Origin of the sequence: Xanthomonas sp. CFBP 8152 (assembly GCF_014199025.1) — a bacterium.
Lineage (GTDB): Bacteria > Pseudomonadota > Gammaproteobacteria > Xanthomonadales > Xanthomonadaceae > Xanthomonas > Xanthomonas arboricola_B.
In genome coordinates, this window is record NZ_JACHNO010000002.1 from 366321 (window position 1) to 390848 (window position 24528).

17 protein-coding genes and 1 pseudogene are annotated in these 24528 nt (G+C 66.6%); 6 read left to right on the forward strand and 12 right to left on the reverse strand.

Features of this window, described 5'->3' with window-relative positions; genetic code table 11:
- Positions 1–75: 75 nt before the first annotated feature.
- Positions 76–429 carry a DMT family protein gene (locus FHT09_RS09315; protein WP_039408585.1) on the forward strand — a complete coding sequence of 118 codons (354 nt, stop codon included), beginning with the start codon at positions 76–78 and terminating at the stop codon, positions 427–429.
- A gap of 138 nt (positions 430–567) precedes the next feature.
- On the opposite strand, the gene FHT09_RS09320 is transcribed toward FHT09_RS09315, so the two are convergent.
- From FHT09_RS09320 to FHT09_RS09340, 5 genes and pseudogenes are all read right to left on the reverse strand, one after another.
- Positions 568–1491, reverse strand: a complete 924-nt coding sequence (locus FHT09_RS09320) for a DUF6607 family protein (RefSeq protein ID WP_104607370.1) — start codon at positions 1489–1491, stop codon at positions 568–570.
- Positions 1492–1518: 27 nt separating this feature from the next.
- Positions 1519–2151: a Hemin transport protein gene (locus tag FHT09_RS09325; RefSeq protein ID WP_104607369.1), complete on the reverse strand. Its 633-nt coding sequence runs from the start codon at positions 2149–2151 to the stop codon at positions 1519–1521.
- A 14-nt stretch (positions 2152–2165) separates the two neighbouring features.
- A pseudogene (locus tag FHT09_RS09330) lies at positions 2166–2633 on the reverse strand (TonB-dependent receptor plug domain-containing protein); the annotation flags it as partial.
- A gap of 157 nt (positions 2634–2790) precedes the next feature.
- Entirely contained in the window at positions 2791–3030 is a 240-nt protein-coding gene (locus tag FHT09_RS09335) for a hemin uptake protein HemP (protein WP_024938306.1), read from the reverse strand.
- Positions 3031–3348: 318 nt separating this feature from the next.
- Positions 3349–4317 (reverse strand): aldo/keto reductase, encoded by a 969-nt coding sequence (locus FHT09_RS09340; RefSeq protein WP_104607368.1) that lies wholly within the window; start codon positions 4315–4317, stop codon positions 3349–3351.
- A gap of 1253 nt (positions 4318–5570) precedes the next feature.
- On the opposite strand from FHT09_RS09340, the gene FHT09_RS09345 reads away from it, so the two are divergent.
- The 4 genes from FHT09_RS09345 (at position 5571) to FHT09_RS09360 (ending at position 10202) form a co-directional block, all read left to right on the forward strand.
- Positions 5571–6869, forward strand: a complete 1299-nt coding sequence (locus tag FHT09_RS09345; RefSeq protein WP_104607365.1) for a nucleoside transporter C-terminal domain-containing protein — start codon at positions 5571–5573, stop codon at positions 6867–6869.
- A gap of 78 nt (positions 6870–6947) precedes the next feature.
- Entirely contained in the window at positions 6948–7904 is a 957-nt protein-coding gene (locus FHT09_RS09350) for a ribokinase (RefSeq protein ID WP_016903834.1), read from the forward strand.
- 443 nt (positions 7905–8347) lie between these two features.
- A complete protein-coding gene (dusB, locus tag FHT09_RS09355; RefSeq protein ID WP_104607364.1) occupies positions 8348–9346 on the forward strand; it encodes a tRNA dihydrouridine synthase DusB in 999 nt (332 codons plus the stop codon).
- A gap of 28 nt (positions 9347–9374) precedes the next feature.
- Positions 9375–10202: a class I SAM-dependent methyltransferase gene (locus tag FHT09_RS09360; protein WP_104607363.1), complete on the forward strand. Its 828-nt coding sequence runs from the start codon at positions 9375–9377 to the stop codon at positions 10200–10202.
- A 59-nt stretch (positions 10203–10261) separates the two neighbouring features.
- Here the strand turns inward: FHT09_RS09360 and FHT09_RS09365 are convergent, their stop codons facing one another.
- The gene (locus FHT09_RS09365) at positions 10262–11350 is read right to left on the reverse strand and encodes a metal-dependent hydrolase (protein ID WP_104607362.1); all 1089 of its coding nucleotides are present in this window, start codon (positions 11348–11350) and stop codon (positions 10262–10264) included.
- Positions 11351–12072: 722 nt separating this feature from the next.
- Here FHT09_RS09365 and metK point away from each other — a divergent pair.
- Positions 12073–13284, forward strand: a complete 1212-nt coding sequence (gene metK / locus FHT09_RS09370; protein WP_104538497.1) for a methionine adenosyltransferase — start codon at positions 12073–12075, stop codon at positions 13282–13284.
- Positions 13285–13568: 284 nt separating this feature from the next.
- Here metK and FHT09_RS09375 read toward each other — a convergent pair whose 3' ends face one another.
- From FHT09_RS09375 to FHT09_RS09400, 6 genes are all read right to left on the reverse strand, one after another.
- A complete protein-coding gene (locus tag FHT09_RS09375; RefSeq protein WP_104607361.1) occupies positions 13569–14771 on the reverse strand; it encodes an OmpA family protein in 1203 nt (400 codons plus the stop codon).
- A gap of 326 nt (positions 14772–15097) precedes the next feature.
- Positions 15098–17122, reverse strand: coding sequence for an alpha/beta fold hydrolase (locus tag FHT09_RS09380; RefSeq protein WP_184416923.1), 2025 nt, complete (start codon positions 17120–17122; stop codon positions 15098–15100).
- Positions 17119–18156, reverse strand: a complete 1038-nt coding sequence (locus tag FHT09_RS09385; protein WP_104607360.1) for a DUF4105 domain-containing protein — start codon at positions 18154–18156, stop codon at positions 17119–17121. The genes FHT09_RS09380 and FHT09_RS09385 overlap by 4 nt, the downstream gene beginning before the upstream one ends.
- The gene (locus tag FHT09_RS09390; RefSeq protein WP_016902213.1) at positions 18153–18725 is read right to left on the reverse strand and encodes a TetR/AcrR family transcriptional regulator; all 573 of its coding nucleotides are present in this window, start codon (positions 18723–18725) and stop codon (positions 18153–18155) included. The genes FHT09_RS09385 and FHT09_RS09390 overlap by 4 nt, the downstream gene beginning before the upstream one ends.
- A 132-nt stretch (positions 18726–18857) precedes the next feature.
- Positions 18858–21572, reverse strand: a complete 2715-nt coding sequence (ppc, locus tag FHT09_RS09395; protein ID WP_184416925.1) for a phosphoenolpyruvate carboxylase — start codon at positions 21570–21572, stop codon at positions 18858–18860.
- Between the two features lie 389 nt (positions 21573–21961).
- Positions 21962–24487: a prolyl oligopeptidase family serine peptidase gene (locus FHT09_RS09400; RefSeq protein WP_146096552.1), complete on the reverse strand. Its 2526-nt coding sequence runs from the start codon at positions 24485–24487 to the stop codon at positions 21962–21964.
- Positions 24488–24528 lie beyond the last annotated feature (41 nt).

Sequence of the window (24528 nt, forward strand, 5' to 3'; positions counted from 1 at the left end):
CCGGACTCATCGGCACGGTCGCGTGCGCTTAACGGGACTGGCTTATGCTGCCGGCCCCTAGCTGCCACTGCCGTCATGCCTACCGCGTCCTTCACTGCCTATCTGTATCCGGTGCTGCTGCTGCTCGCCAGCAACGTGTTCATGACCTTCGCCTGGTACGGGCATCTGAAGTACAAGAGCACGCCGCTGATGATCGCGATCCTGGTCAGCTGGGGCATCGCGTTCTTCGAATACTGCCTGCAGGTACCGGGCAACCGCCTGGGCAGCGCGGTGTACTCGGCGCCGCAGCTCAAGGGCATGCAGGAAGTGATCACACTGCTGGTGTTCGCTGGCTTCTCCACGTTTTACCTGGGCCAGTCGTTGAAGTGGAATCACTGGGCCGCGTTCGGCTTGATTCTGGTGGCGGCGTTCCTGATGTTCAAGGAGTAACGGCTTTTGAACGACCAACCGCCGTCTCGCTCGTAGGAGCGCACCCGGGCGCGACCTCGCAAGAGCGCACCGCGGCGCGATGGGCGTTCTCGGGAATGCCCGATCGCGCCCGGGTGCGCTCCTACGGCATCCGGATGACTAGTTCGCCGGTTCGACCCACTGCGCGAACACCGCGTCGATCTGCGCGTCCTTGACCCGTTTGCCGTTCTGCACCATCTCTGCCTGCTCGAACATCGGCATGATCATCGCCATGCCGTCCGGCTTGGTCTTCAGATGCAGGCCCGGCGGGGTATCGAGCAACCTGGCCCAGCGCGTGCGCACCTTGGCCCAGTAGTCTTGGGTACCTTTCCAGTAGGCATAGGCCGGGGCGAAGTCGACCTCGGTGGTCTTGCGGTAATCGTTGAAGCCAAATTCGCGCGCGATCGCTTCCTGGCTGCCGTCGGGCTTGCGCAATACCTTGGTATTGAACTGCTCGTGGGTCCAGCCGTTGGGCGTAAGCGTGTGGCGATTGATCACCGCGAGCGCGTTGTAGTCGCTGCGCCTGGTGTACTCGCGGCGCGGCAACGGGCGCCAGCTCAGATCGCTGGTCCAGGTGGGATGGCCATCGGCGTAGTCCCAGCGACCGGTGCCGCAATAGCGCGGCGCGTCGCTGACCTCGTAGACGCACTGGGTCCAGGCGCCGGTGGTGACTGCCGGCGGCAGCGCATGCACCGTCCAGGTCTGATCGGCGCTGAATTCGAAACGCTGCGGCGCCTCGTAGATCCAGTCCTGCCGCCAATGCTTGGTCACGTGCTTGCTCTTTTCGTCGACCAGCAAATGCTGCAGCACCAGCTTGCGCGGCGAGTCCTCCACCACGATCACCACTTCGCTGGCGCCGCTGCGCATGGCCGAGGCACGCTCGTAACCGGGTTTGAGCAACACGGTCTCGTCGAAGGCAAAGTCCACGGCGTACTCGCCCTGCATCGCCAGGATGCTCTGGCGATCGCGCTGGGCATCGGCAGCGGCGATCAACGGCAACAGGCTCAATGTCAGTGCGATACAACGGGAAAACGTTCGACTCATCGGAACTCTCGGGAGTGGTTGGAGACGTCAGCGGCGCAGGCGCACCAGCGACGTCGTCATATCGGACGGGGTGATGTTGCTGGACGTGATGGAGCTGGTACGCAAGGCGGCAGCGCGCGCGCAGCAGCAATCGTCCACCGCCACACGTCCGTCGATGCCCTCCTCGCGCGCAAGACGTGCGGCAACTTCTGCACCCAGCGCCGACACGGTCGCCAGGCTGGCGACCAACGGCTGCTCGCGAGTTGCAGCAGTCTGCAGGCGCAGCGCGCTCAATCGCCACGCTTCGCCGCGCATGCGCCCGGCCAGACGACGCCACAACCGCTCGCCGACGCCCAGCTCATGGCTTTCCATCGGCAGTGGCGGCAGACGCGAAACCAGGCGATCCCAGATCAGAAAGTCGCTGTCGGGCAATAGACAGATCCGCCAGCAGCACTGCCCCTCGGCATCGAAGAACCAGATGCTCTCACGCACGCCATCGCTGTCGACCTGCCGGCACGCCGCCGCATCCACCGCGTGTTGCCAGCCATCCAGTTCGTTGCCCAATGCGGGCCGATACAGGCACAGCACCGTGCCCAGCGCCGCCAACTGCTGCGGCCGCGGCAACGTAGCGCGGGTGGCACGTGCATGCGACAACGACGGCAGCGGGCGGGCGATGGGCATGGCAGCTACCAGCTCAGGGCGCTGGCCGGCCCGCGCACCACTTCGACGCGCTTGAGCGTTTCCAGATCGACGAAGTTGCGGTTGGCGTTGAGGTAGCTGCCGAAGCTGAAGGTGTCCGACACCGGCACGTTGTCGACCAGGGTCGCCATGCGGTTGCCGTCCAGCCCGCGGATGCGGATGCCGCTGGCGCCGGTGAAACGGCCGCTGGTGCTGGTCACCGACACGCCCGGCGTGTAGCGGAACAGATCCTTGAGCTCGCGCACCAGTTGGTTGTCCAGTTGTTCGCGATCAATCACATCCACCATGCTCGGCACATCGGCCAGGGCGCGCTGGGTACGCGTGGCGGTGACCTGCAGCCGGTCGAAGTCGTGGGCCTCACGCGCGGCATCACCACTGGCGGCGAGGTCGGCAGCGTGAGCACTCAACGGAAGAGCAGGCAGCGCCAGCGACAGCGCGACCACCAGCGGATGCAGGCGCATCATCGGGAACCTTTGGACGGAAGTTCCCGGCAGCGTGTGCTGCAGCCTAGGCCGCGACCGGCCGCCGGGAGAGAACGTGGGGGTGCGCGGACGGCGGCGGCAACGCCCGCGACAAACGACCCGATCCCCTGCGCCAATGCGCGGAATCGGAGGGTAGGCCTTACTTGGTCAGGATGAGCTTGTCGTTGCTGGTATGGCGCAGGCGATAGACGCGGTCGCCATGCTGGATCAGCACTTCGCGACGGCCTTTGAGCAGCGCCTCGCTGCTGATGAGGTCTTCTGCGGGGACGGCACGCGGGGCAGCGCGGTCGCGCAGGTTGACCGGTTCGGAGCGGAGCAGCACGGGATGAGCGGTCATGATCTGGATCTCCAGTCGGTTGGCCAGACAAATAATAACCATTCTCATTTAATGATCAAGAGCCATTCTCATCTTATCGGCATGACCTTTACATGGATTGGGCCATTCCGATTCACCAGTCCTATTGAAAACATCCGGCCACGTTTTCCGCCGGTGTTTTTTAGTTGGGAGATCGTTGTCTTGCTGATGAGGACTGCATTGGGCAAGCGAGAGGACTGACTGAACGGCGGAACATTGCGATGAGAGATTTGGCCGGCGTGCAGGACCGGCCAGATGCGGCCTCTCGTTTGCGTTGAAGAGCCCGACGAACCAACACCGCGCAGTCGACCGTCCGCACTCACGCCCACCGCACGGCTGTCCTCAGCGCGTCGCCGCCTCTACCCGTGCCCAACCGTCGGCTTCGACCTGGGTCAAGGTCTCCAGCGCGCCGAGATTTTCTTCCAGCTGCGCCACCCGACTGGCACCCAGGATCACCGTGGACACGTGCGGGTTGCGCAGGCACCAGGCGATGGCCAGGCGCGCGGGCGACTGGCCCAGCGCGGCGGCCAAGGCGCAGAACGCGCGGGCGCGTTCCAGGCGGCGCGCTTCCGGCGCGCCTAGCACTTCGTCCTGCAACCATTGATTGCCCGGCTGGCCGAGGCGGCTGTCGGCGTCCACCCCGGCGTTGTACTTACCGGTCAGCAGGCCCGAGGCCAGCGGCGACCAGATCGTGATGCCCAGCCCGCTCTCGCACAGCGGCGCGTATTCGCGCTCCAGCCGGTCGCGGTGCAGCAGGTTGTACTGCGGTTGCTCCATCGCCGGAGCGTGCAGGTGCTCCTGCTCGGCGATGCGGATGGCCTCGCGCAACTGCTCGGCGCTCCACTCGGAGGTGCCCCAGTACAGCACCTTGCCCTGGCGGATCAGGGCATCCATGCTGCGCACGGTTTCGCGGATCGGCGTGTCCGGGTCGGGCCGGTGACAGAAGTACAGGTCCAGATAGTCCACGCGCAGGCGCTTGAGCGCGGCATGGCAGGCGTCGGTGACATGCTTGCGCGAGAGTCCGCGCTGGGTCGGCCGCGGGCTGTCCACCGCGCCGAAGAACACCTTGCTCGACACGCAGTAACCATCGCGCGGCAGGCGCAGATCGGCGATCACATCGCCCATCACCTCTTCGGCGCGGCCGCGTGCGTAGACCTCGGCATTGTCGAAGAAATTGATGCCGTTGTCCCAGGCGGCGGCAATCAGGTTGCGCGCTTCGCTGCGCCCGATCTGCTTGCCGAAAGTGACCCAGGCCCCGAACGACAAGGCCGACAGCTGCAGCCCGGTGGCCCCCAGACGACGGTATTGCATTGGCAGACTCCAACAACCTCCGCGGCGCCCTGCCCCGGATCGGCGTGCGCAGTGTAGGACGTGGTGCTGCCAGGGCGACAGGGTGGGGCGCCTTGGCACCGCACAGATCGGTCCCGCATGCACGTCTGCTGGTGTGGCGCATTGCGTTCAACGATGACGTGGCAATGCAGGAGTTGCTTGCCGATCAGCAGTAGCACTCTTGGGAGCGTGGTGTCGCGTCCGGGGGCGGGACCGTGTGGCGGCATGGATGCCGCCACCGAGCCTCCACGAACGGATTCACGGCGTGTCCCGCCACTGGATGCGGCGCCGCGCTGCCGACCAACTCCGCACACCGATCCATCTGTGCACGACATCTATCTTTTCAATGCGAATGCTTCGGTCTGCCGAGGGCGCTTGCACGCGTACCGGTGTGGGACACGCCGCAAGTACGTCCGTGTAGGCTCTGGCGCGGCATCCATGCCGCTCAAGGTCCCACGCCGGCACCCGCGCAAGCACCACCGGTTGTTGTCGGTTGCGGAAAGAAATGCGGAGGGCCTGGTGATCTGCAGGTCTTTCGGAGCGTTACCGTCGCTGGCGACATGACAGCAGATGGATGCCTTACCGATTTGCATTGGCCACAGACTGCATAGGCATCCGCACGTGCTTTGAAAGCATTGCTTGCCGATCAGCTGTAGCACTTTGGGAGCGTGGTGCTGCGTCCGGGGGCGGGACCGTGTGGCGGCATGGATGCCGCCACCGAGCCTCCACGGACGGATTCACGGCGTGTCCCGACACCGGATGCGGCGCCGCGCTGCCGACCAACTCCGCACACCGATCCATCTGTGCACGACATCTATCTTTTCAATGCGAACGCTTCGGTCTGCCGAGGGCGCTTGCACGCGTACCGGTGTGGGACACGCCGCAAGTACGTCCCTGTAGGCTCTGGCGCGGCATCCATGCCGCTCAAGGTCCCACGCCGGCACGCGCGCAAGCACCACCGGTTGTTGTCGACGGCTGAAGGGAAAAGCGGCATCCGGTCGGGTGATCGTGCTTCGGGGCGCGGTCTGTGGGGGCGACGCACGGGCAGCGAATCGACGCCCCCGCCCCATCACCTTGCGCAAGCGTGGCTCGTCTGCCCCCGCGCAGGGAACTGCCCGCGCCCGACCTGGCTCGCCTGCGGGCCAACGGGCGGGCCCTGAATGCTGCTCGCCTTGCCCACGGTCACCCCCTGCTCTAGGCTTCTCGTTTTGCCGTCAGCAGCCCCGGGGATTGGAATGGTCGAAGGTTTGGGAAGGATCGGTTTCGGCCTGTTCGGTCTGGCGGTGCTCATCGGCATCACCTGGCTGTTTTCGAGCAACCGCCGCGCGATCGACTGGAAGCTGGTCGCCACCGGTCTGGCGCTGCAGATTTCGTTCGCCGCACTGGTGCTGCTGGTGCCGGGCGGACGCGATGTGTTCGATTCGCTGGGCAAGGGCTTCGTCAAGGTGCTGAGCTTCGTCAATGAGGGGTCGACCTTCATTTTCGGCAACCTGATGAACATCGACAGCTACGGCTTCATCTTCGCGTTTCAGGTGCTGCCCACCATCATCTTCTTCTCGGCGCTGATGGGCGTGCTCTACCATCTGGGCGTGATGCAGGTCGTTGTACGTGCGATGGCGTGGGCGATCACCAAGGTGATGCGCGTCTCCGGTGCGGAAACCACCAGCGTATGCGCCAGCGTGTTCATCGGCCAGACCGAGGCGCCGCTGACGGTGCGCCCGTACATCCCCAAGATGACCCAGTCCGAGCTGCTGACGATGATGATCGGCGGCATGGCGCATATCGCCGGCGGCGTGCTTGCCGCCTACGTCGGCATGCTCGGCGGCAGCGATCCCGCGCAGCAGGCGTTCTACGCCAAGCATCTGCTCGCCGCCAGCATCATGGCCGCACCCGCCACGCTGGTGGTCGCCAAACTGCTGGTGCCGGAAACCGGCACCCCGCTGACCCGCGGCACGGTCAAGATGGAAGTGGAAAAGACCACCAGCAACATCATCGATGCGGCAGCGGCCGGCGCCGGCGATGGCCTGCGGTTGGCGCTCAACATCGGCGCGATGCTACTGGCCTTCATTGCGCTGATTGCCCTGATCAATGCACCACTGACCTGGCTGGGCGAAATCACCGGCGCCGCCGCGCTGCTGGGCCGCCCGACCAACCTGTCGACGATCTTCGGCTACGTGCTGGCGCCGATTGCCTGGGTGATCGGCACCCCGTGGGTGGACGCGACCACGGTCGGTTCGCTGATCGGGCAGAAGGTGGTGATCAACGAGTTTGTCGCCTACAGCGAGCTGTCGCGTATCGTGAAGGGCGAAGTGCCGGGCGTGGGCCTGAGCGCGGAAGGTCGGCTGATTGCCACGTATGCGCTGTGCGGCTTTGCCAATTTCAGCTCGATTGCGATCCAGATCGGTGGCATCGGCGGGCTGGCACCGGAACGCCGTCACGATCTGGCCAAATTCGGCCTGCGCGCAGTGCTGGGCGGTTCGATCGCCACGTTCATGACCGCTACCATTGCCGGTGTGCTCTCGCATTTCGGTTGAGGCGGCGCGGGTTCATCGGTATGACGGTCTAATCGCCGCACGCCACGTTTCATTCAGTCATTCAAGTCAAGGGTATTTATGAGTTCGGTCGTCGTTGTCGGGTCCTTCAATGTCGATCACGTGTGGCGCTGTGATGTCCTGCCTGCGCCGGGCGCCACCATTGCCGGTCGCTACAGCACCGGCCCGGGTGGAAAGGGCTTCAACCAGGCGGTCGCGGCCGCACGTGCCGGTGCCAGGACGCACTTTCTGTGCGCATTGGGCGACGACGCCGGCGGCGCGTTGGCGCGCTCGCTGGCTGCGCATGACGGGTTCGCGCTGATCGCCGAGCCCAGCAATGAGCCGACCGGCACCGGCGGTATCTATGTCGACGCGCACGGCCGCAATACCATCGTGATCGGGGCCGGTGCCAACTCGGTACTCAGTGCAGCGTTCGTGGACAACCAGCGCGCGCTGGTGGCCTCGTCCGGCGTGCTGCTGGCGCAGTTGGAATCGCCGGCGGAAACCATCGAGTCGGCGCTGGCGCTGGCACGCGAATGCGGCGTACTGACCGTACTCAACGCCGCTCCGGCCAATGCGCCGACCTCGATCGGCCTGCTCAAGCTGTCGGATGTGCTGACGCCCAACGAAACCGAATTTGCCGCCCTGCTCGGCCGCCACGTCGGTGAACGCATCAATGCAGACGATGTGGCGGCGCTGGACGGCAACACGCTGCATTCGCTGTGCCGCAAGTTGCTACCGGGCGGTACGGTGGTGGTGACGCTGGGATCGGTGGGCGCCTTCATCTCGCACGCGGAAGAACAGCTGCGCGGCGACACGGCTGCGCATTACCGTGTGGGCGCGGAGAGCGCGCAGACGGTGGACACCACCGGCGCCGGCGATGCCTTCAACGGCGCACTGGTCGCCTCGCTGGCGCAGGCGCCCACTGCCAGCTTCATCACCCACGTGCGCTTTGCCACCCGCTACGCCGCGCGCTCCACCGAAGTGGAAGGCGCTGCCACCTCGATGCCGCGCATGGTGCCCGAACCGGCCGTGTGATCCGCGCGCACTTCAAACAGACCACGAAGGCGACCGCAGCAATGCGGTCGCCTTCTGCGTTCAGGGCGTCGGCATACCCATGAGACTGCGTCGCTCCGCAAACGACATGTCGAGGCCTGCGCGTCGACGGACGCTACGAACCCGGCTGCGCCGGAACTTCGATCTTCTTTATCGGATAACAATCTGGGCGGCGGTACCTGGCGTGATGCCGCGTCGGGCACCCGTACCCTCATCCGGCGCTGACGCGCCACCACCTCCCGACGGGAGAAGTAAAAAAAGCCCCTCTCCCGTCGGGAGAGGGGTTGGGGTGAGGGTACGGTCAGCCAGCAATCTCGCCGCTGCCCTCGCTCTACTGGTCACCTGACCCACACAGCAACCGCACAAGACCGAAGGCCGGAACTGCTCTCCCGATTCCCAATTCCCTACCCAGCTACAATGCCGCCATGCAGATCGGCCCCTACTCCATCGACCCGAAGGTGATCCTCGCCCCGATGGCCGGCGTCACCGACAAGCCGTTCCGGCTGTTGTGCAAGCGGCTGGGCGCCGGGCTGGCGGTGTCGGAGATGACCATCTCCGATCCGCGCTTCTGGGGCACGCGCAAATCGCTGCACCGCATGGATCATGCCGGCGAGCCGGATCCGGTCAGCGTGCAGATCGCCGGCACCGAACCGCAGCAACTGGCCGAGGCGGCGCGCTACAACGTCGACCACGGTGCGCAGCTGATCGACATCAACATGGGTTGCCCGGCCAAGAAGGTCTGCAACGCCTGGGCCGGCTCGGCGCTGATGCGCGACGAGGGCCTGGTGGCACGCATCCTCAGCGCGGTGGTGCAGGCGGTGGATGTGCCGGTGACCCTGAAGATCCGCACCGGGTGGGACTGCGATCACCGCAACGGCCCGGCCATCGCGCGCATCGCGCAGGACTGCGGGATCGCCGCGCTGGCCGTGCACGGGCGCACCCGCGATCAGCATTACAGCGGCACCGCCGAGTACGCCACGATTGCGCAGATCAAGGCGGCGCTGCAGATTCCGGTGATCGCCAATGGCGATATCGACTCGCCGCAGAAGGCGGCGCAGGTGCTGCGCGAGACCGGTGTGGATGCGGTGATGATCGGGCGCGCCGCGCAGGGACGCCCATGGATCTTCGGCGAGGTGGCGCACTATCTGTCCAGCGGCGAGCTGTTGCCGCCGCCGACGCTGGCGTTCGTGCGCGACACGCTGCTCGGCCATCTGGAAGCGCTGCACGCCTTCTACGGCCAGCCGCAGGGCGTGCGCATCGCGCGCAAGCATCTGGGCTGGTACGCCAAGGACCACCCGCAGAGCGCCGACTTCCGTGCGGTGGTCAATCGCGCCGAAACGCCGGAAGCGCAGCTGGAACTGACCCGCGCGTATTTCGATGCCTTGATCGCCGGCGTGCCGCCAGCGCTGGCGGCGGCTGCCTGAGTTTTCCTGCTTTGCTGGAGCTGCAGCGATGAACGCACCAAACGACACCCCGACCTATCTGCATGGGTTTTCGTCCACCGAACAGGCACGCCTGCTCAAGCAGGCGCGCCTGCTGGAAGCCACGCTGTTCAACCAGATCGACTACAGCGGCACACGCCGGCTGCTGGAAGTGGGCAGCGGCGTGGGTGCGCAGACCGAAGTCCTGCTGCGCCGTTTTCCCGACCTGCATGTCACCGGCGTGGATCTGAGCGAGGCGCAGTTGGGCGCGGCACGCGCCAATCTGGAACGGCTGGCATGGTGCCGCGAGCGCTACACGCTGCAGCAGGCCGATGCGAGCGATCTTCCGTTCGAGGCGCGTCAGTTCGATGCGGCGTTCCTGTGCTGGGTGCTCGAGCATGTGCCCTCGCCTGCGCGCGTGCTCAACGAGGTGCGGCGCGTGCTGCTGCCGGGCTCGCCGGTGTATGTCACCGAGGTGATGAACGCCTCGTTCCTGCTGCATCCGTATTCGCCCAACCTGTGGCGCTACTGGATGGCCTTCAACGATTTCCAGCACGACCAGGGCGGCGACCCGTTCGTCGGCGCCAAGCTAGGCAACCTGCTGCTGGCCGGCGGCTTTCGCGATGTGCACACCGAGATCAAGACGCTGCATCTGGACAACCGCGAGCCGGGCCGGCGCAAGACCATGATCGGGTTCTGGGAAGAAGTGCTGCTGTCGGCGGCCGACCAGTTGCGCGAGGCCGGCGCGGTCAACGCAGACACCGTGGATGGCATGCGCCGCGAACTGGCGCAGGTGCACAGCGACCCGAATGCGGTGTTCTTCTACTCGTTCGTGCAAGCGCGCGCGACGGTGTATTGAGTCGGCGGGCTGCTCGGGCTTACTACGTACGCATTGCCGTGCGCCCCCGCCAAGCGGGCCTACCGAGCTGCCGGCGCAGGCGTGGTGGCATGTTCCAGGTCGCCGGTCAGCACCGTGCCGGTCGGCTCGTGCCAGATGCGTCGCCACATCTGCGCCAGCACCTCGCCGATCTGATCGCGCGCCACCGGCGCGCGGTAGGCCGCCTGGATCTGTCGTGGCGTGATCGGTTGCCACTGCCCGTCTTGGCGATGGGCCACCACGAAGTTGAAGTTGTAGTCCGGTTCCAGGCCCATGCGCAGATCGCTGAGCATCAGCTCGTCGTCGACCAGGCGTGCGCGCATGAAACCGCGATTGAACCAGGTCAACCGGCGCACCGCATCGAAACTGGTCACTTCGCCCAGCGCCTGGGTGTTGCTGGAATAACCGCGAAACTGCATCGGGCCCTTGTCGGCCACCAGCGAGCGCTCGCCGATCACATAGCCGTTGGGCGTCATCGCCACCACGCGCCACAGCAAGGTGTTGAGCGGCATCGGCACCGAGAAGCGCGGCGCATCCTTCAAGCCGAGCGCGGCCAGCGCACGGTCCGCTTCCTGGTCGACCAGGTGCTTGGCCAGCAACGACCAGCCCAGATAGGCGGAGCTGAGCGCCAGCCCGATCACCAGCGCGTGCTGCGCGATCGGGCGTGCGCGCGCAAACCACCCTACCGCGCAGGCAAGCAGTAACCACAGCGTGTAGGCCGGGTCGATGATGAAGACGCTCGACCACATCGCCGGATGCGGCTGCAGCGGCCACCACAGCTGGGTACCGTAGACGGTGAAGGCATCCAGCAGCGGATGCGTGATCAAGGCCAGCTGGATCGCCCAGAACCAGCGCTTGGGCGCAGCGGCCACGCGCCCATTGCCGTAACGGCGAAACAGCCACCAGATCAACCCGCCCAGCAACGGCAGCACGAACAACGAATGGCTGGCGCTGCGATGCACCGTCATCAGCGTGACCGGATCGTCGGTCAGCGGCAGCAACACCAGCGCATCGAGATCGGGCAAGGTGCCCAGCGCGGCGCCGGCCAACAGGGCTGCACGGCGCTGTCCTGCCGGTGCGATGGCGGCAGCGATGGCGCCGCCAAGAACGATCTGGGTCAATGAATCCATCGGCCGATGCTAGCAGGCCGGACACCGTCCAATGCCATCGCGTGCGTTCTGGCCGGCGGGCAGTCAGCCAGCAGGCACGTTGCTCGCATCGCGCCGTGGTTGCGGGCCAAAAAACGACGCCGCGGCCTACGTCCGCATTTCCTGTCCCCGGACGGCGAACGCTGCACGCCGCGCACGTCCGATGGCAGCACCCGGCAGCTGCGGGCTGCCGGCATCTGCCGCGCATGGCAAGCGGATAGGAACAAGGCGCGGACAGGAGGATGCAACGTGGACAAGTGCATGCGGACGTCTCCAGGACAAAAACTCGGCGCCGTGGTCGGGCGTTGCGCTGGCAGGTTGCGTGTGCCGCCCGCAGGCGTCGGCAGCGCGCTCGCGCAAATGCGCCCACTGCAAGGCGCGGCGGAGCGCTGCGATCGGACAAGCGCAGGTCGTGGTCGCCAGAGCAGCCATGCGCCTTGGCCCCGGCACGCTGGCCAACGACATCGCTTACTCCCCTCCAGCGGGGTGGCTGCACGCAGCCATGCCGCCAGGCACGCGCGCATGCTGGCCGGTCAATACGACCACCGCATGGCAAGCTGACGGCGCCCGGATGACCGTGCAAAGCCGCGCCAGGACACGGGTTTAACGCCACACCGGGCTGTTCAGGCGCACAATGCACGGGCTTGTCGGACGGTGTATCATCCGCACCCATCTTTTCATCCGAATTAAGGGATATAAGCCTGATGTCCAGCTACCTGTTCACCTCCGAATCGGTCTCCGAAGGCCATCCGGACAAGATCGCCGACCAGATCTCCGACGCAGTGCTGGATGCCATCCTGGCCCAGGACAAGCGCGCCCGCGTGGCATGCGAGACGATGGTCAAGACGGGCGTGGCGATCGTTGCCGGCGAAGTGACCACCAGTGCCTGGATCGACCTGGAAGCGCTGACCCGCAAGGTCATTCTGGACATCGGTTACAACAGCTCCGACGTCGGTTTCGACGGCGAGACCTGTGGCGTGCTCAACCTGATCGGCAAGCAGTCGCCGGACATCAACCAGGGCGTGGATCGCAAGAACCCGGAACAGCAGGGCGCCGGCGACCAGGGCCTGATGTTCGGCTATGCGACCAACGAGACCGACAGCCACATGCCGGCCGCGATCCATCTGGCGCACCGCCTGGTCGAGCAGCAGGCCAAGATCCGCAAGAAGAAGAACTCGGCGCTGTCCTGGCTGCGTCCGGACGCCAAGTCGCAGGTCACCCTGCGTTATGAAGACGGCGTGGCGACTGCGATCGACGCGGTGGTGCTGTCGACCCAGCACGATCCGGGCATCAAGCAGAAGGATCTGGTCGAAGCCGTGCGCGAGGAAATCCTCAAGCCGGTGCTGCCGGCCAAGTGGCTGCACAAGGGCACCAAGTTCCACATCAACCCGACCGGCAAGTTCGTGATCGGCGGGCCGGTGGGCGATTGTGGCCTGACCGGCCGCAAGATCATCGTCGACACCTACGGCGGTTGGGCGCGTCACGGTGGCGGTGCGTTCTCCGGCAAGGATCCGTCCAAGGTCGATCGCTCGGCAGCCTATGCCGCGCGCTATGTGGCCAAGAACGTGGTGGCTGCAGGCCTTGCCGACCGTTGCGAAGTGCAGGTCTCCTACGCCATCGGCGTGGCCGAGCCGACCTCGATTTCGGTCACCACCTTCGGCACCGGCAAGATCGCCGACGAGCAGATCGAAAAGCTGATCCGCAAGCACTTCGACCTGCGTCCGTTCGGCATCATCCAGATGCTGGACCTGATCCACCCGATGTATCAGCAGACCGCGTCCTACGGTCACTTCGGCCGCAAGCCGAAGGAGTTCTCCTACACCGACGCGACCGGCGCGCAGCACAACGCCACCGCGTTCTCGTGGGAGAAGACCGACCGCGCCGATGCCCTGCGCGCCGACGCCAAGCTGAAGTAAGCCAGTCGCTCCTGCGGGAGCGGCGCTGGCGCGAAGTGCGAATGGGCCGCGTCTGCGGCCCATTTGCGTTCTGGCCGAACGCCTGTCCGAAGGCAGCGGGCAGGGCTGGACACACCGGCCGTCAGTACGCACTGCACAAGGCCGCGGCGCGATGACATGCAGAAGACCGGCCGGCATCATCCACCGACACACCTGGCCGAACCACGTGCTTGGTACGTCACCTGTCAGGGATCGTGTTGGTCCTGCGTCTGCATGCGAGCAATGCCGCGCAGATCGGCCCGCGCTCAGGTGCGCAGAAAGATTTCCACGCGCCGATTGAGTTGTCGCCCGCCGGGGTTGTCCTGTCCATCCAGCGTGTCGGGTGCCACCGGTTGCGATTCGCCATAGCCTTTCGCGCCGGCCGATCGTGCGGTACCGCGTGTACGTAATGCGGCCAGCACCGCATCGGCGCGGCGCTCGGACAGCGCCTGGTTGTAGGCGTCGCTGCCCTTGGCATCGGTGTGCCCGCGCACTTCCATCTCCCTGGCGCTGACCTTGGCGAGCGCGGCCGCCAGCACGTCGATCACGCGCGCAGCATCGGGGCGGATCTCGGCCTTGTCGAAGTCGAACAGGATGCGCTCGTTCAAGGTGATCAGATAGCCGCACGGCGCGCCGGGGGGCGCGAACTTCTGCAGCAGCGGAAAACGACCGGCCGGTGGCACCTTCGGCAGGGGTGGCATGCGCGCTTCGCGCGGCGGCGTGCCGACCGTACCGGTGCCGTTGCCGCGGTTCTGCACCAGCCCGTCCGGGCCGTTCCAGATTCCCGAGCCATCGGCGTTGATGGTGATCAGACCGCGCGGGCCGTTCCAGGTGCCGCTGCCATCGCCGTGGTTGTCGACCAACCCGCTCTTGCGGCTGTTCCAGGTACCTGCCCCCTTGCCATCCAGACTGATCAGACCGGCCGGGCCATTGTAGGTACCGGCGCCGCTGGCCTGGACCTGGATGATCGCGTCGTCGCCACCGGCGCCACTGGCATTGATGGTGCCGCTGCCGTCGGCATTGACGCGGATCAGGCCGCCGTCGAAGTTGGCGGTGCCGCTGCCATCGGCCTTGAGGTCGAACAGCCCGCCGTCGCCGTTGCGCAGCAGATTGCCATGGGCATCGACACTGGTGATGCCGGCGTCGTTGATCAGGGTGCCGCCGTCGCCACAGCGTGCCGGCGTCACGCTGACGCCTTCGATCGGGTCGAGAATGTCCTGCAGCGAGGCTTCCAGCGCGCGCTGCGCCGGGGTGACACCGGCAATCTCCGGCACCACGATCGACGGGATGGCCGGGAACTCGGGTACCGCTTCATCGGCGACCGGTGGCGCTGCGGATGCACGCGCTGCGGGCTGCACTGCCGGCGGCGTCGCGCCCGCAGGGTCGGCTGCCTCGCGTTGACCTTCACCGCGGCTGCAACCGGCCAGCAGCAAGGGCACCCAGATCACTGCCGACAGCGTCTTGCGCATTGCGTCTTCCCTGGTTCGAGCGTGTTCGAGAACCGCCTGATAGCACGGGCCAGGTAAACAACGCGCTAAAAGCGGCCAACATAACTACTTCGCGCCGTCAGGCAGGGCGGTCGGTGCTCGGTATCGGCATGGCTCGTGCACTCCCGCTCCTGCGCGTCGTCCGCACCCACCGGATGACCGCGCGTTGCCTAGGTTGGCCGGTCTAGGCGTGAGCGATCGCAACGCCGGGACCCGTACCGGACAATGGTGCGCATTGGCAACGGGGAAATTCCACACCCCGCGGTGCGTGACTAGCAGCCACGCTTTCCACCGATGGTGCAGCGCACTCAGAACGTCGCAGGCGCCGCAGCCGGGGGCGCGGCCTGCGCCTGGTTTGTATTTGCCGCTTCCGCTTGCAGTTGCTCGTGCAGGATGCGGCGGATCTCCAGAATCGCCTGCGGGGTTTCCTGCACGCTGTGCCAGGAGGTCACCACCAGTTCGGACGCGGCGCCGTCCAGATGCGCGCTGCGATACGGCACCAGGCCATCGCCGGAATCGGCCAGCGGCACCTGCGGTTTTTCGCGCCCGACGATGGTGTGGTAGCGCACCTGCGGGGAGATCGGCAGGTCCATGCTGGCGCGCACGAACGGGTCGCTATCGCGCAGGTTGTCGATGCTGGTCGGCGGCAGCAGGCGCCCGTTGCGTCGCAGGTCGCCGCCCTGCCCGCCACGCGCGCTGCTGGCCAGCTCCTGAAACACATCGCCGAAGCGATCCAGCAAGGCGATCGGCAAACGCACCAGGCGGCCGACAAAACGCCCGAGCCCACCCTCGGCCAAGGGCGTACCGCGATGCGGCGCGGCGATGAAGATGGCGCGATCGATCTGCGACATTGGCGAAAAATGCAGCAACGGCGACAACTTCGCACGCACGCGTGCGCCGCGCTCGCCGTCCAGCCGGTAATTTTCCAGCAAGGAATTCCATAAGCGATCGCCCGACGAAGACACCAGCAGACGCCCGATCACTCCGCCCATGCTGTGGCCGATCAACACCATGTCGTGCGACGCGACCGCCGTGCCGGACGGATCGAAATGCTGCAGGCTGCGCTCCACCAGGGCCTGGATTTCCGCGCGGTTGACCGCCACCGGCGCATTGGTGGGGTAATACACCTGCCAGATCTGGTAGCGCTGGCGCAGTGCTTCATCGCCCATGACTTCGTTGGCAACATTGACCCAGGCTTCCGGGCTGCTGGCCAGCCCGTGCAGCATCAGCAGCACGCGTCGGTCCGGGTCGTAGGGCTGCATCAGATACAGATGCGGGCGGTCGATGCCGCGCGCGCTGCCCAGCATCGACCGCAGCGACTGCGCGGCAAAACCGGATCTGGCCAGCCACAGGCCATACGCGGCGGTGAAGTTGGCCGCCAGCGGCACGCGCTGGCCATGCAGCACCACCTCGTTCTGCCGATACGGGTCGTATGGCACCACGGTGGCGGCATGACCGCGCAGCACCGCGTCCAGCGTATCGCCATCGAAGCGCAGCAGCAGCGTTGCCGGCGCGTACGGCATCTCGCTGAAGGTAGGCAGCGGACGCTGCGGTGGCGCGACGGCGGCGGCAGATTGTTGCAAGGCCAGTCCGGCAGGGTCGCCGACCACCTGCGGGTCCACCTCGGCCACCAGCTCCGCACCGAAGCCGTCGCGTCGGTACGTGCTGCGCAGTCCATCGAAGCGCAATGCCGAGGCGGCGAAGATCGCGCGCGGCGTGTTGCCGCCGCCCGGCAACCGATACGCAGACATGTCGATACCGACCTGCCAGCGGCCTATGGCGGTCGGCTCGCGCTCGGTCTGGCCGGTCTGCTGCGCGCGTGCGAACAAGCGTTCGATCACCTGCTGCACCGCGTAGTTGTAGTAGTCGCGCACCTGGGTCTGGCGATTTTCGAACGCACGCGCACTGGGCGCCCGATCGGTGAAGAACAGGTACGCGTACGCATGCCGCGCGGCCTCCAGCCAGGCATCGACTGCGGCGTCGCTCATCGTTGTCGGGTCGCGCCCGCCCAGCGCGATCGCATACGCGGTCCACAGCTCGGCCTGCGTTGCCAGCCGGCGCTCATCGCCGATGCCAGCGACGCTGGCAAGTTGCTGCAGGCAGGGCAGCGGGTCGCTGCGGCAGGCCTTGGATTGCAGACCGGCCACCTGCACCGTCTCGCCGCTGGCCTGGCTCAACGCGCCGGTACTGAGCACATCGCCACGCGTGCGCGCGATGTAGTCGCCGCTGCTGCGCGATTGCACCGTGACCATCGCGCAGCCGCTCAGCCACAGGCTCGCCAGCACGCCCGCCAGCACTGCAGCGGTGCGGCATCCACGCCGGCGCGGCATCACCGGGCCACGCTCGCGGCGACGGCAGGCGCCGGTGCTTGCGGCATGCCGGCACGGATGCGCTCGGAAAAGTCCGCCGCCCTGTCGGCGGCGATCGCACGTGCGGTGAAATGCCCGCGCTGCTTCAGTGTCGCGAAGTCGTAGCCGGGCAGCAGCCCATCGTGATCGTAGGCGTATTCGTCGGCGTAGCCGGACAACAGCAGGCGATGATCCATCGGCAATGTGGGCTGCAACTGCCGCGCCAACGCGAACACGATCGTGGTGCAGTTGCTGGTGAGCGTGTTGTAGAACGCCGGCGCGCGATTCAGCTTGTTGGCCAGCCCCACGTAGCCCATGAACATGCGGCGTAGCCCGACCTTGGAAATCGCCAACCGATACAGATACATGTCTTCGCCGCGCACATTGGTGCGCACGCGCAGGATGTCGCGCTCGTCCGCGGCCACCAGGGTCTCTTCGAAACTGCGGAAAAATCCGCCCAATGCCGAGAACGACTCGTCGCGCTCCTTGCGGATTTCCAGCGAGAACACCACGTGCGAGCCGTCGTCGAAACCGAACGACACCAGGGTGTGTGCGATCGCCGGGCCCATCCAGTACGACAGCGCCAGATCGGCGCTGACCAGACGGTCCAGATCGTACTGGCGGGTTTCCCAGCGCGGCTGGTAGTCGGTTTCGCTATGCCAGTCGAAATTGCGCACGTTGTGCAGCGTGACGATGTTGCCGTGCACCTCGGGCTGCAGCCGTTGGGCGACATCGTCGGCCCAATCGCGGTCCTGGCTGGGCTGCATCATCCACCACGATGCCGCCAGCACCGCAAACGCCGCACTGAAGATGCCTACCAGGGCCCAGTTCTCGCGGCCACGGCGCAAGCCCCACAACGCCGCGATTGCCATCGCGCACCACGAGCCCACCCACGCCGCGCGTACGAACGCATTGCCGCTCAGCGCGAAGTAGATCGCCAGCCCGCCCCAGAGCGCGGCCAGCACCAGCGCCGCGCGCAGTGACCAGCGCCCGATGCGCGAACGCGTGGCCGGTTTCATCGGGTGCCGCCTTCCGGCACCTGCATGCCCAATGCGTGCATCAACAGATCGGCCGAACGATGGGCAAGCCGTTTGCGTTCGGATTCGTCATTGCCGCGCAGGCAACTGCCCAGCATGTCGATCACCAGCAGCAGCTGCTCGTCGTCGACATCGGCGCGGCACAGGCCGGCGTCGCGGGCGCGATGCACGAACGGCAGAAAGATGCTCACCACACGCCGGTCGGCGGTTTCCACCGCCGGGTGCGCGCGTTCGATGGACCGCCAGAAATCCACCAGCGGCGCGGACTGGGCGATGTGCTCGGCCACGTCGTGCAACAGCACGGCCAGTCCGTCCGGGCGCTCGGCCAGATCGGCGGCCAGCCGCTCCAGGCCGTCCAGGCCGCGGGTCATCAGCGCGGTCATCAGCGCGAGCCGGTCGGGGAAATTGCGGTACAGCGTGGCGCGGCCAAGGCCGGCACGCTCGACCACCAGTTCCAGCGGGGCATTGACGCCGTGTTCGCTGAACACTTCGTCGGCGGCATCGAGTATCTGCCGGCGGCGCAGCGCGGCATCAGGGCGGGAAGTCGTCATCGCGGCATTATCGGACAGATTTGTCCGGTTACACCAGAGTCCGCTTGCCGATTCCACGCCCTCTCCGACCAACGGTCGGATCAGGTGGTCGGATTCAACCGTCTGATGCGACGGTCGCAGCGACGAAGCGGATCAACCGGTGTTCTGCACGCCTTGCGAAACGCCATTCACGCAGGCGACCAGCGCGCGCAGCAGCTCGTCGTCTTCGCCATCGGTGGCACGCCAGCGTTGCAGCAGATCCACCTGCAGCACGCTGATCGGATCGATGTAGGGATTGCGCAGGCGGATCGACAAGGCCAGCCGTGGGTCGTGCTGCAGCAGCGACTGCTGGCCGGTCAACGCCTTCACCCAGCCCTTGGTCAGCGCAAGTTCGGCGCCGATGCCCGGGAAGAACCGCTCGTGCAGTTCGCCCGACAACCGCGAAAACAGTTCGGCAATGGTGAGATCGCCCTTGGACAGCACCATCGCCACGTCGTCGAGAAAGGTGCGGAAGAACGGCCAGTCCTGCGCCATCTCGCGCAAGGTGGCTTCGTGCCCGGCATCCACCGCCGCCTGCAGGCCGCTGCCCACGCCGTACCAGCCCGGGATCACCGCACGCGCCTGGCTCCAGGCGAACACCCACGGAATCGCGCGCAGGTTGGACAAGGCCGCGTCCTGGCCAAGCCTGCGCGACGGGCGCGAGCCCAGCGTCATGCGTTCGATCACATCGATCGGCGTCGCACGACGGAAGTACTGCATGAAATCCGGCGCACCGACGAAGGCGCGATACGCCACGGTGCTGCGTTCGGCGACCAGATCCATCACCGGCCGCCAGCGATCCTCGCGCGGTTCGGGCGCACGCGGGCGCAGGCTGGACAACAGCACCGCGCCGGTCATCTGTTCCAGCGAGCGCAGCGCCAGGGCACGGATGCCGTACTTGCGGTGGATCACCTCGCCCTGCTCGGTCACGCGCAGCCGGCCATCGACACTGCCGCGCGGTGCGGCGTCCAGCGCGCGGCTGGTCTTGCCGCCGCCACGTGCGATCGAGCCGCCGCGGCCGTGGAAGAAGGTCAGCCGCACACCCAGCTCGGCGGCGGCCTCGAGCAACTCCACCTGCGCGCGCTGCAGCCCCCAGCGCGAGGCGGTGATGCCGCCGTCCTTGCCGCTGTCCGAATACCCCAGCATCACCATCTGCGTATCGCCGCGCGCGGCCAGATGCTGGCGGTAGACCGGGTCGGCCAGCAGATCCTGCACGGTGCCGGTACCGCCGCGCAGATCGTCCACGGTTTCGAACAGCGGCACGATATCCAGCGGCACCGCGCCGGCGGCGTCGACCAGGCCGCCGCGGCGCGCCAGCGCCAGTACGGTGAGCACGTCGGCGCGGTTGTGCGCCATCGAGATGATGTAGCTGCCCAGCGCATCGGCGCCGTGGCGGCTGCGCGCATCGGCAAGCGCGGCGAACACCGCATCCAGCCGCGCATTGCCTTCGTCATCCACGCGCGGCAACGCCTGCTCGCCGGACGCATACGGACCGAGCAATGCAGCGCGTTGCTTGGGTTCGTGTTCGTCCCAATCCGCCTGGCCGAGTGCATCGGCTACCGCACGCGCATGCACGCTCGATTCCTGGCGCACATCCAGGCGCGCCAGATGGAAGCCGAAGGTGCGCACGCGCCACAACAGGCGGCGCACCGCGAACCAACCGGCGTGCAGGCCCTTGTTGGCCTGCAGGCTGTCCAGGATCAATTGCAGGTCGTGTTCCAGCTCGGACGGGGTGGTGTAGGCACCCTCGGTATCGTCCAGCGTGGCCTGCAGGCGCGCACGCATCAGATCGTTGAGCAGCCGGTACGGCATGTCGCCGTGGCGCGGACGCGAGCGTGCGGCGTCTTCCGGCAACAACGCGCGGTAGCGCTGCAGTTGCTCGCTCAGTGCCGTGCTTACCGCCACGAGCGTGGTCGACTGGCTGAGCAGGCTGGCCAGTTGCCAGAGTTCCTTCTGATACCGGTCCAGCACCGCACGCCGTTGCGCATCCAGCGTGCCGGCGATGGTGACGGCATCCACGTTGGGATTGCCGTCCATGTCGCCGCCGACCCAGGTGCCGAAGCGCAGCAGCCGCGGCAGGGTCGGCACGCTGCCGTAGGTTTCTTCGATGGCGTGTTCGAGGGTTTCGTACATCACCGGGACCACGCGATAGAGCACCTGGGTGAGGTAGAAGCCCACGTGCTCGCGCTCGTCCTCCACGGTGGGGCGCACCGGCGAGGAGTCGGCGGTCTGCCAGGACGCGGTCAAGGCCATACGGAAACGCGCCGCGTCGGTGGTGCGCTCGTTGGGCGTGCGCATGCCATCCAGGTTGTCGACCAGGCTGGCGACCATCAGCTGCTCTTTTTCCAGCAGCGCGCGGCGCACCGCTTCGGTGGGATGCGCGGTGAACACCGGCTCCACGTCGATACGCGGCAACCACTCGCTGAGTTCGTCCAGCGTCACGCCCTGCGCCTTGAGCCGGCGCAGGGCATCGTGCAACCCGTCCGGCTGCGGCGTGTCGGTGCCGCTGCGCTGGTATTCGCGGCGGCGGCGGATGCGGTGCACGCGCTCGGCGATGTTGACCACCTGGAAATAGGTGCTGAAGGCACGCACCAGCGACTCGGCCTCGCGCGGCTCGCGCCCGGCCAGTTGTTCGCTCAGCGTAGACGGTGGTGCATCGCTCTCGCGCCGCGCAATCGCCGTGGTGCGGACACGTTCGATTTCATCGAGGAATTCCGCAGAGACCTGCTCGGCGAGCAGGTCACCGACCAGTGCACCGAGCCGACGTACATCGTCGCGCAAGGCAAGATCGGGGGTGGCGAACACAAGACTGCTGCGGTACTCGTTCATCGGAAACGCACACCCTCTTCAAGCGCAAAGTCGTCGAAGACTAACCCAAAAGGATTAGATGATCGCGGCCGGCACGACGGTTTCAACACTAACCATCATGTGCTGGCGCGTTCTACCGATGGCGCTCGTAGGAGCGCGATGGGCTTTCACGGTGATGCCCCATCGCGGGCAGGCCGCTCCTACGCGATGTGGCTGTCCTGGTCATGCCCTATCGCGCCCGGGTGCGCTCCTACCGCTGATCGCGGCAATCGTGTGGACGGCGCAGCGAATCTTTCCGGGACGCGAGGCGGACGCACTCACCGTAGGAGCGCACCTGGGCGCGACGAAGCTTCGTCGATAACGCCGCATCGCGCGCAAGCGCGCTCCTACCGGTGCCAGCGCACCATCGCTCAATGCGTGCGCGTAGCGCCGGTCTCGGTCACCGGCTCGCCGAGATTGGTCTTCAACCACTGCTCGCTCTCGGCCAGCATCTGCAGGATCGACTGCCGCGCACGATACGCATGCGATTCATTGGGCAGCAGTACCAGCCGCGCGGTGCCGCCCAGGCCCTTGATCGCGGCGAACATGCGCTCGCTCTGGATCGGGAAGGTGCCGGTGTTGTTGTCGTCCTGGCCGTGGATCAACAGCAGCGGATCCTTGATCTTGTCGGCGTAGTTGAACGGCGACATCGCCTGATACACCGATTGCGCCTGCCAGTAGTTGCGCTCCTCGGCCTGGAAGCCGAACGGAGTGAGCGTGCGGTTGTAGGCGCCGCTACGCGCGATGCCGGCCTTGAACAGCCGCGTATGCGCGAGCAGGTTGGCGGTCATGAAGGCGCCATAGGAATGCCCGCCGATGGCGATGTGTTCGCGGTCGGTGACTCCGCGCCGCACCACTTCGTCCACCGCAGCCTGCGCATCGGCGACCAGCTGCGGCACGTAGGTGTCGTTGGGCTCGGCATCGCCCTCGCCGACGATCGGCATGGTCGGGTTGTTGAGCACCACATAGCCGATCGCCAGAAACGCCTGCGGTCCCCAATAGCTGATCGCATTGAAGCGATAGGGCGAGTCGGTGACCTGGCTGGCGGTGTCGACACTCTTGAACTCGCCCGGATAGGCCCACATCAGCAGCGGCCGCGGGCCGTCGCGCCTGGGATCGTAACCGGGCGGCAGCAGCAGCGTGGCGGTGAGGTCCACGCCATCGGCGCGCTTGTAGCGGATCTGCTCCTTCTGCACGCCGCGCAACTGCGGCAGCGGATGGGCGAAATGCGTCAACGCCCGCGGCGCAGGCGCTGCATCGCCCAGCGCCTGCACGACATAGTTGGCCGGCTCCTCGGGCGATTCGCGGCTGAGCAGCAATTGCGTGCCCTGCGCATCCAGTAATGCCAGCGGCGCGGAATAGGTCGGCGCCTGCGAATGGAACAAACGCGTGGCGCGCTTGCTCTGCAGATCGAAGCGATCCACGAACGGGCGGTCGCCTTCCGGCGAGGCGCCCTTGCCGAGCAGGAACAAGCTGTTGCCATCGGCACCGGTCTGCAGCAGCGCGCGGCCCTTGCCGTCGGCCACGGTCGCCGGCATGCCGGGATCGTTGTAGCGGTCCTGCGAGGAGCGCTCCCAGAGCAATTCGGGCGCGCGTTGCGGTTGATCCGGTGCGATGCGCCACTGTTTTATGCGGCGGGTCTTCCACCAACTCTCGCTGAGGATGGCCAGATCGCCACGGCCCCACTGGATGCCTTCGAACCGGCTACTCAACTGCGCCAGCGTGACCGGCGCGCGCGCGAACGGCGCGGCCTGCATCAGCACCGCATCGCGGATTTTGCTCTCGCGTGCCGGGTCGCCGCCGTCCTGCGCCTCGGCCCAGACCAATGTGGCAGGTGCATCATCCCGCCAGGCGATGTCGCGCACGCCGGTGGGCACGGCGTCGTTGCCGGTCGGCAGGCCTTCCACCAGCGGCAGCCTGGCGATCTGCCGCACCAGCTTGCCCTGCAGGTCTAGCACCTCGATGCGACGCGCGAAATTGTCTACCGGCACCACGTACGAAAACGGCCGCTCGCTGCGTTCGCTCAGGATGTAACGGCCATCCGGCGACACCGACAGGTTGAGATAGATGCCGGGCGCGGCGATCGGGCGCACCTGGCCGCTCACGCTGACGATGATCGGCTGGCCGGTGGCGTAGTACTCGAACACGCGCGCATCGGCCTCGTTGCGCAGCAGGTCCTGATAGGTCGGCAGCGAACGCACGCCGGCAGCGGCGCTGGTCTGCTGAATCGCCGGGCCGCCCGGGGTCGCGTCGCGCACCGGTGGCGCGCCCTGCCCGGCCACTTGCTGCTGCACCAGCAGCCCGCTGCCATCGGGCAACCAGCGCAGATCGTCGTTGACGCTGGTGTTCAAACCCGTGAGCAAGCGCTTGGCCTGCCCGGCCGCCACGTCCACCAGCCACAGTTCGTTGGCGCCGCTGGCCGCATCCTCGCGGCGGAACGCCAGGTAGCGCTGATCCGGCGACCAGCTCAACGTGGCCAGCGACAGTGGTGACGGCAGCCCGGCGATCTGCCGCTCGCTGCCGTCGGCCACCGACAGCAGCCACAGCTTGTCGGCAAAGGAAAACCGGCTGCCGGCAAACGTCTTGGGATGGATGCGCAGGCCGGCCAGCTTGAGCTCGGGCTGGGCCACCTCGGCGATATCCGGCAGCGTCGGCAACTGCAGCATCGCGGCCAGGTCGCGTTTGGGCGACAGCTGCAGCAGCGGCGCACGTGGGGCATCCACCACCGCCTGCAACGCCTTGGAGGGCAGTTGGTAGCCAGTGCGCGCCGCAGTGGCCGGCGGGCCAGCCGGTGCGACGGCTGCCGCCGCAGCCAGTGGTGCGCTCAGCGCCAGTACCCCTGCCAGGGCCCATCGCCGCTGCCGCCTGCGGTGCCGTGCATCGGGTGTCGCCTGCATTGTCCGTCCCCAGTGTCGATCGACTCCGGACCATAGCAGCC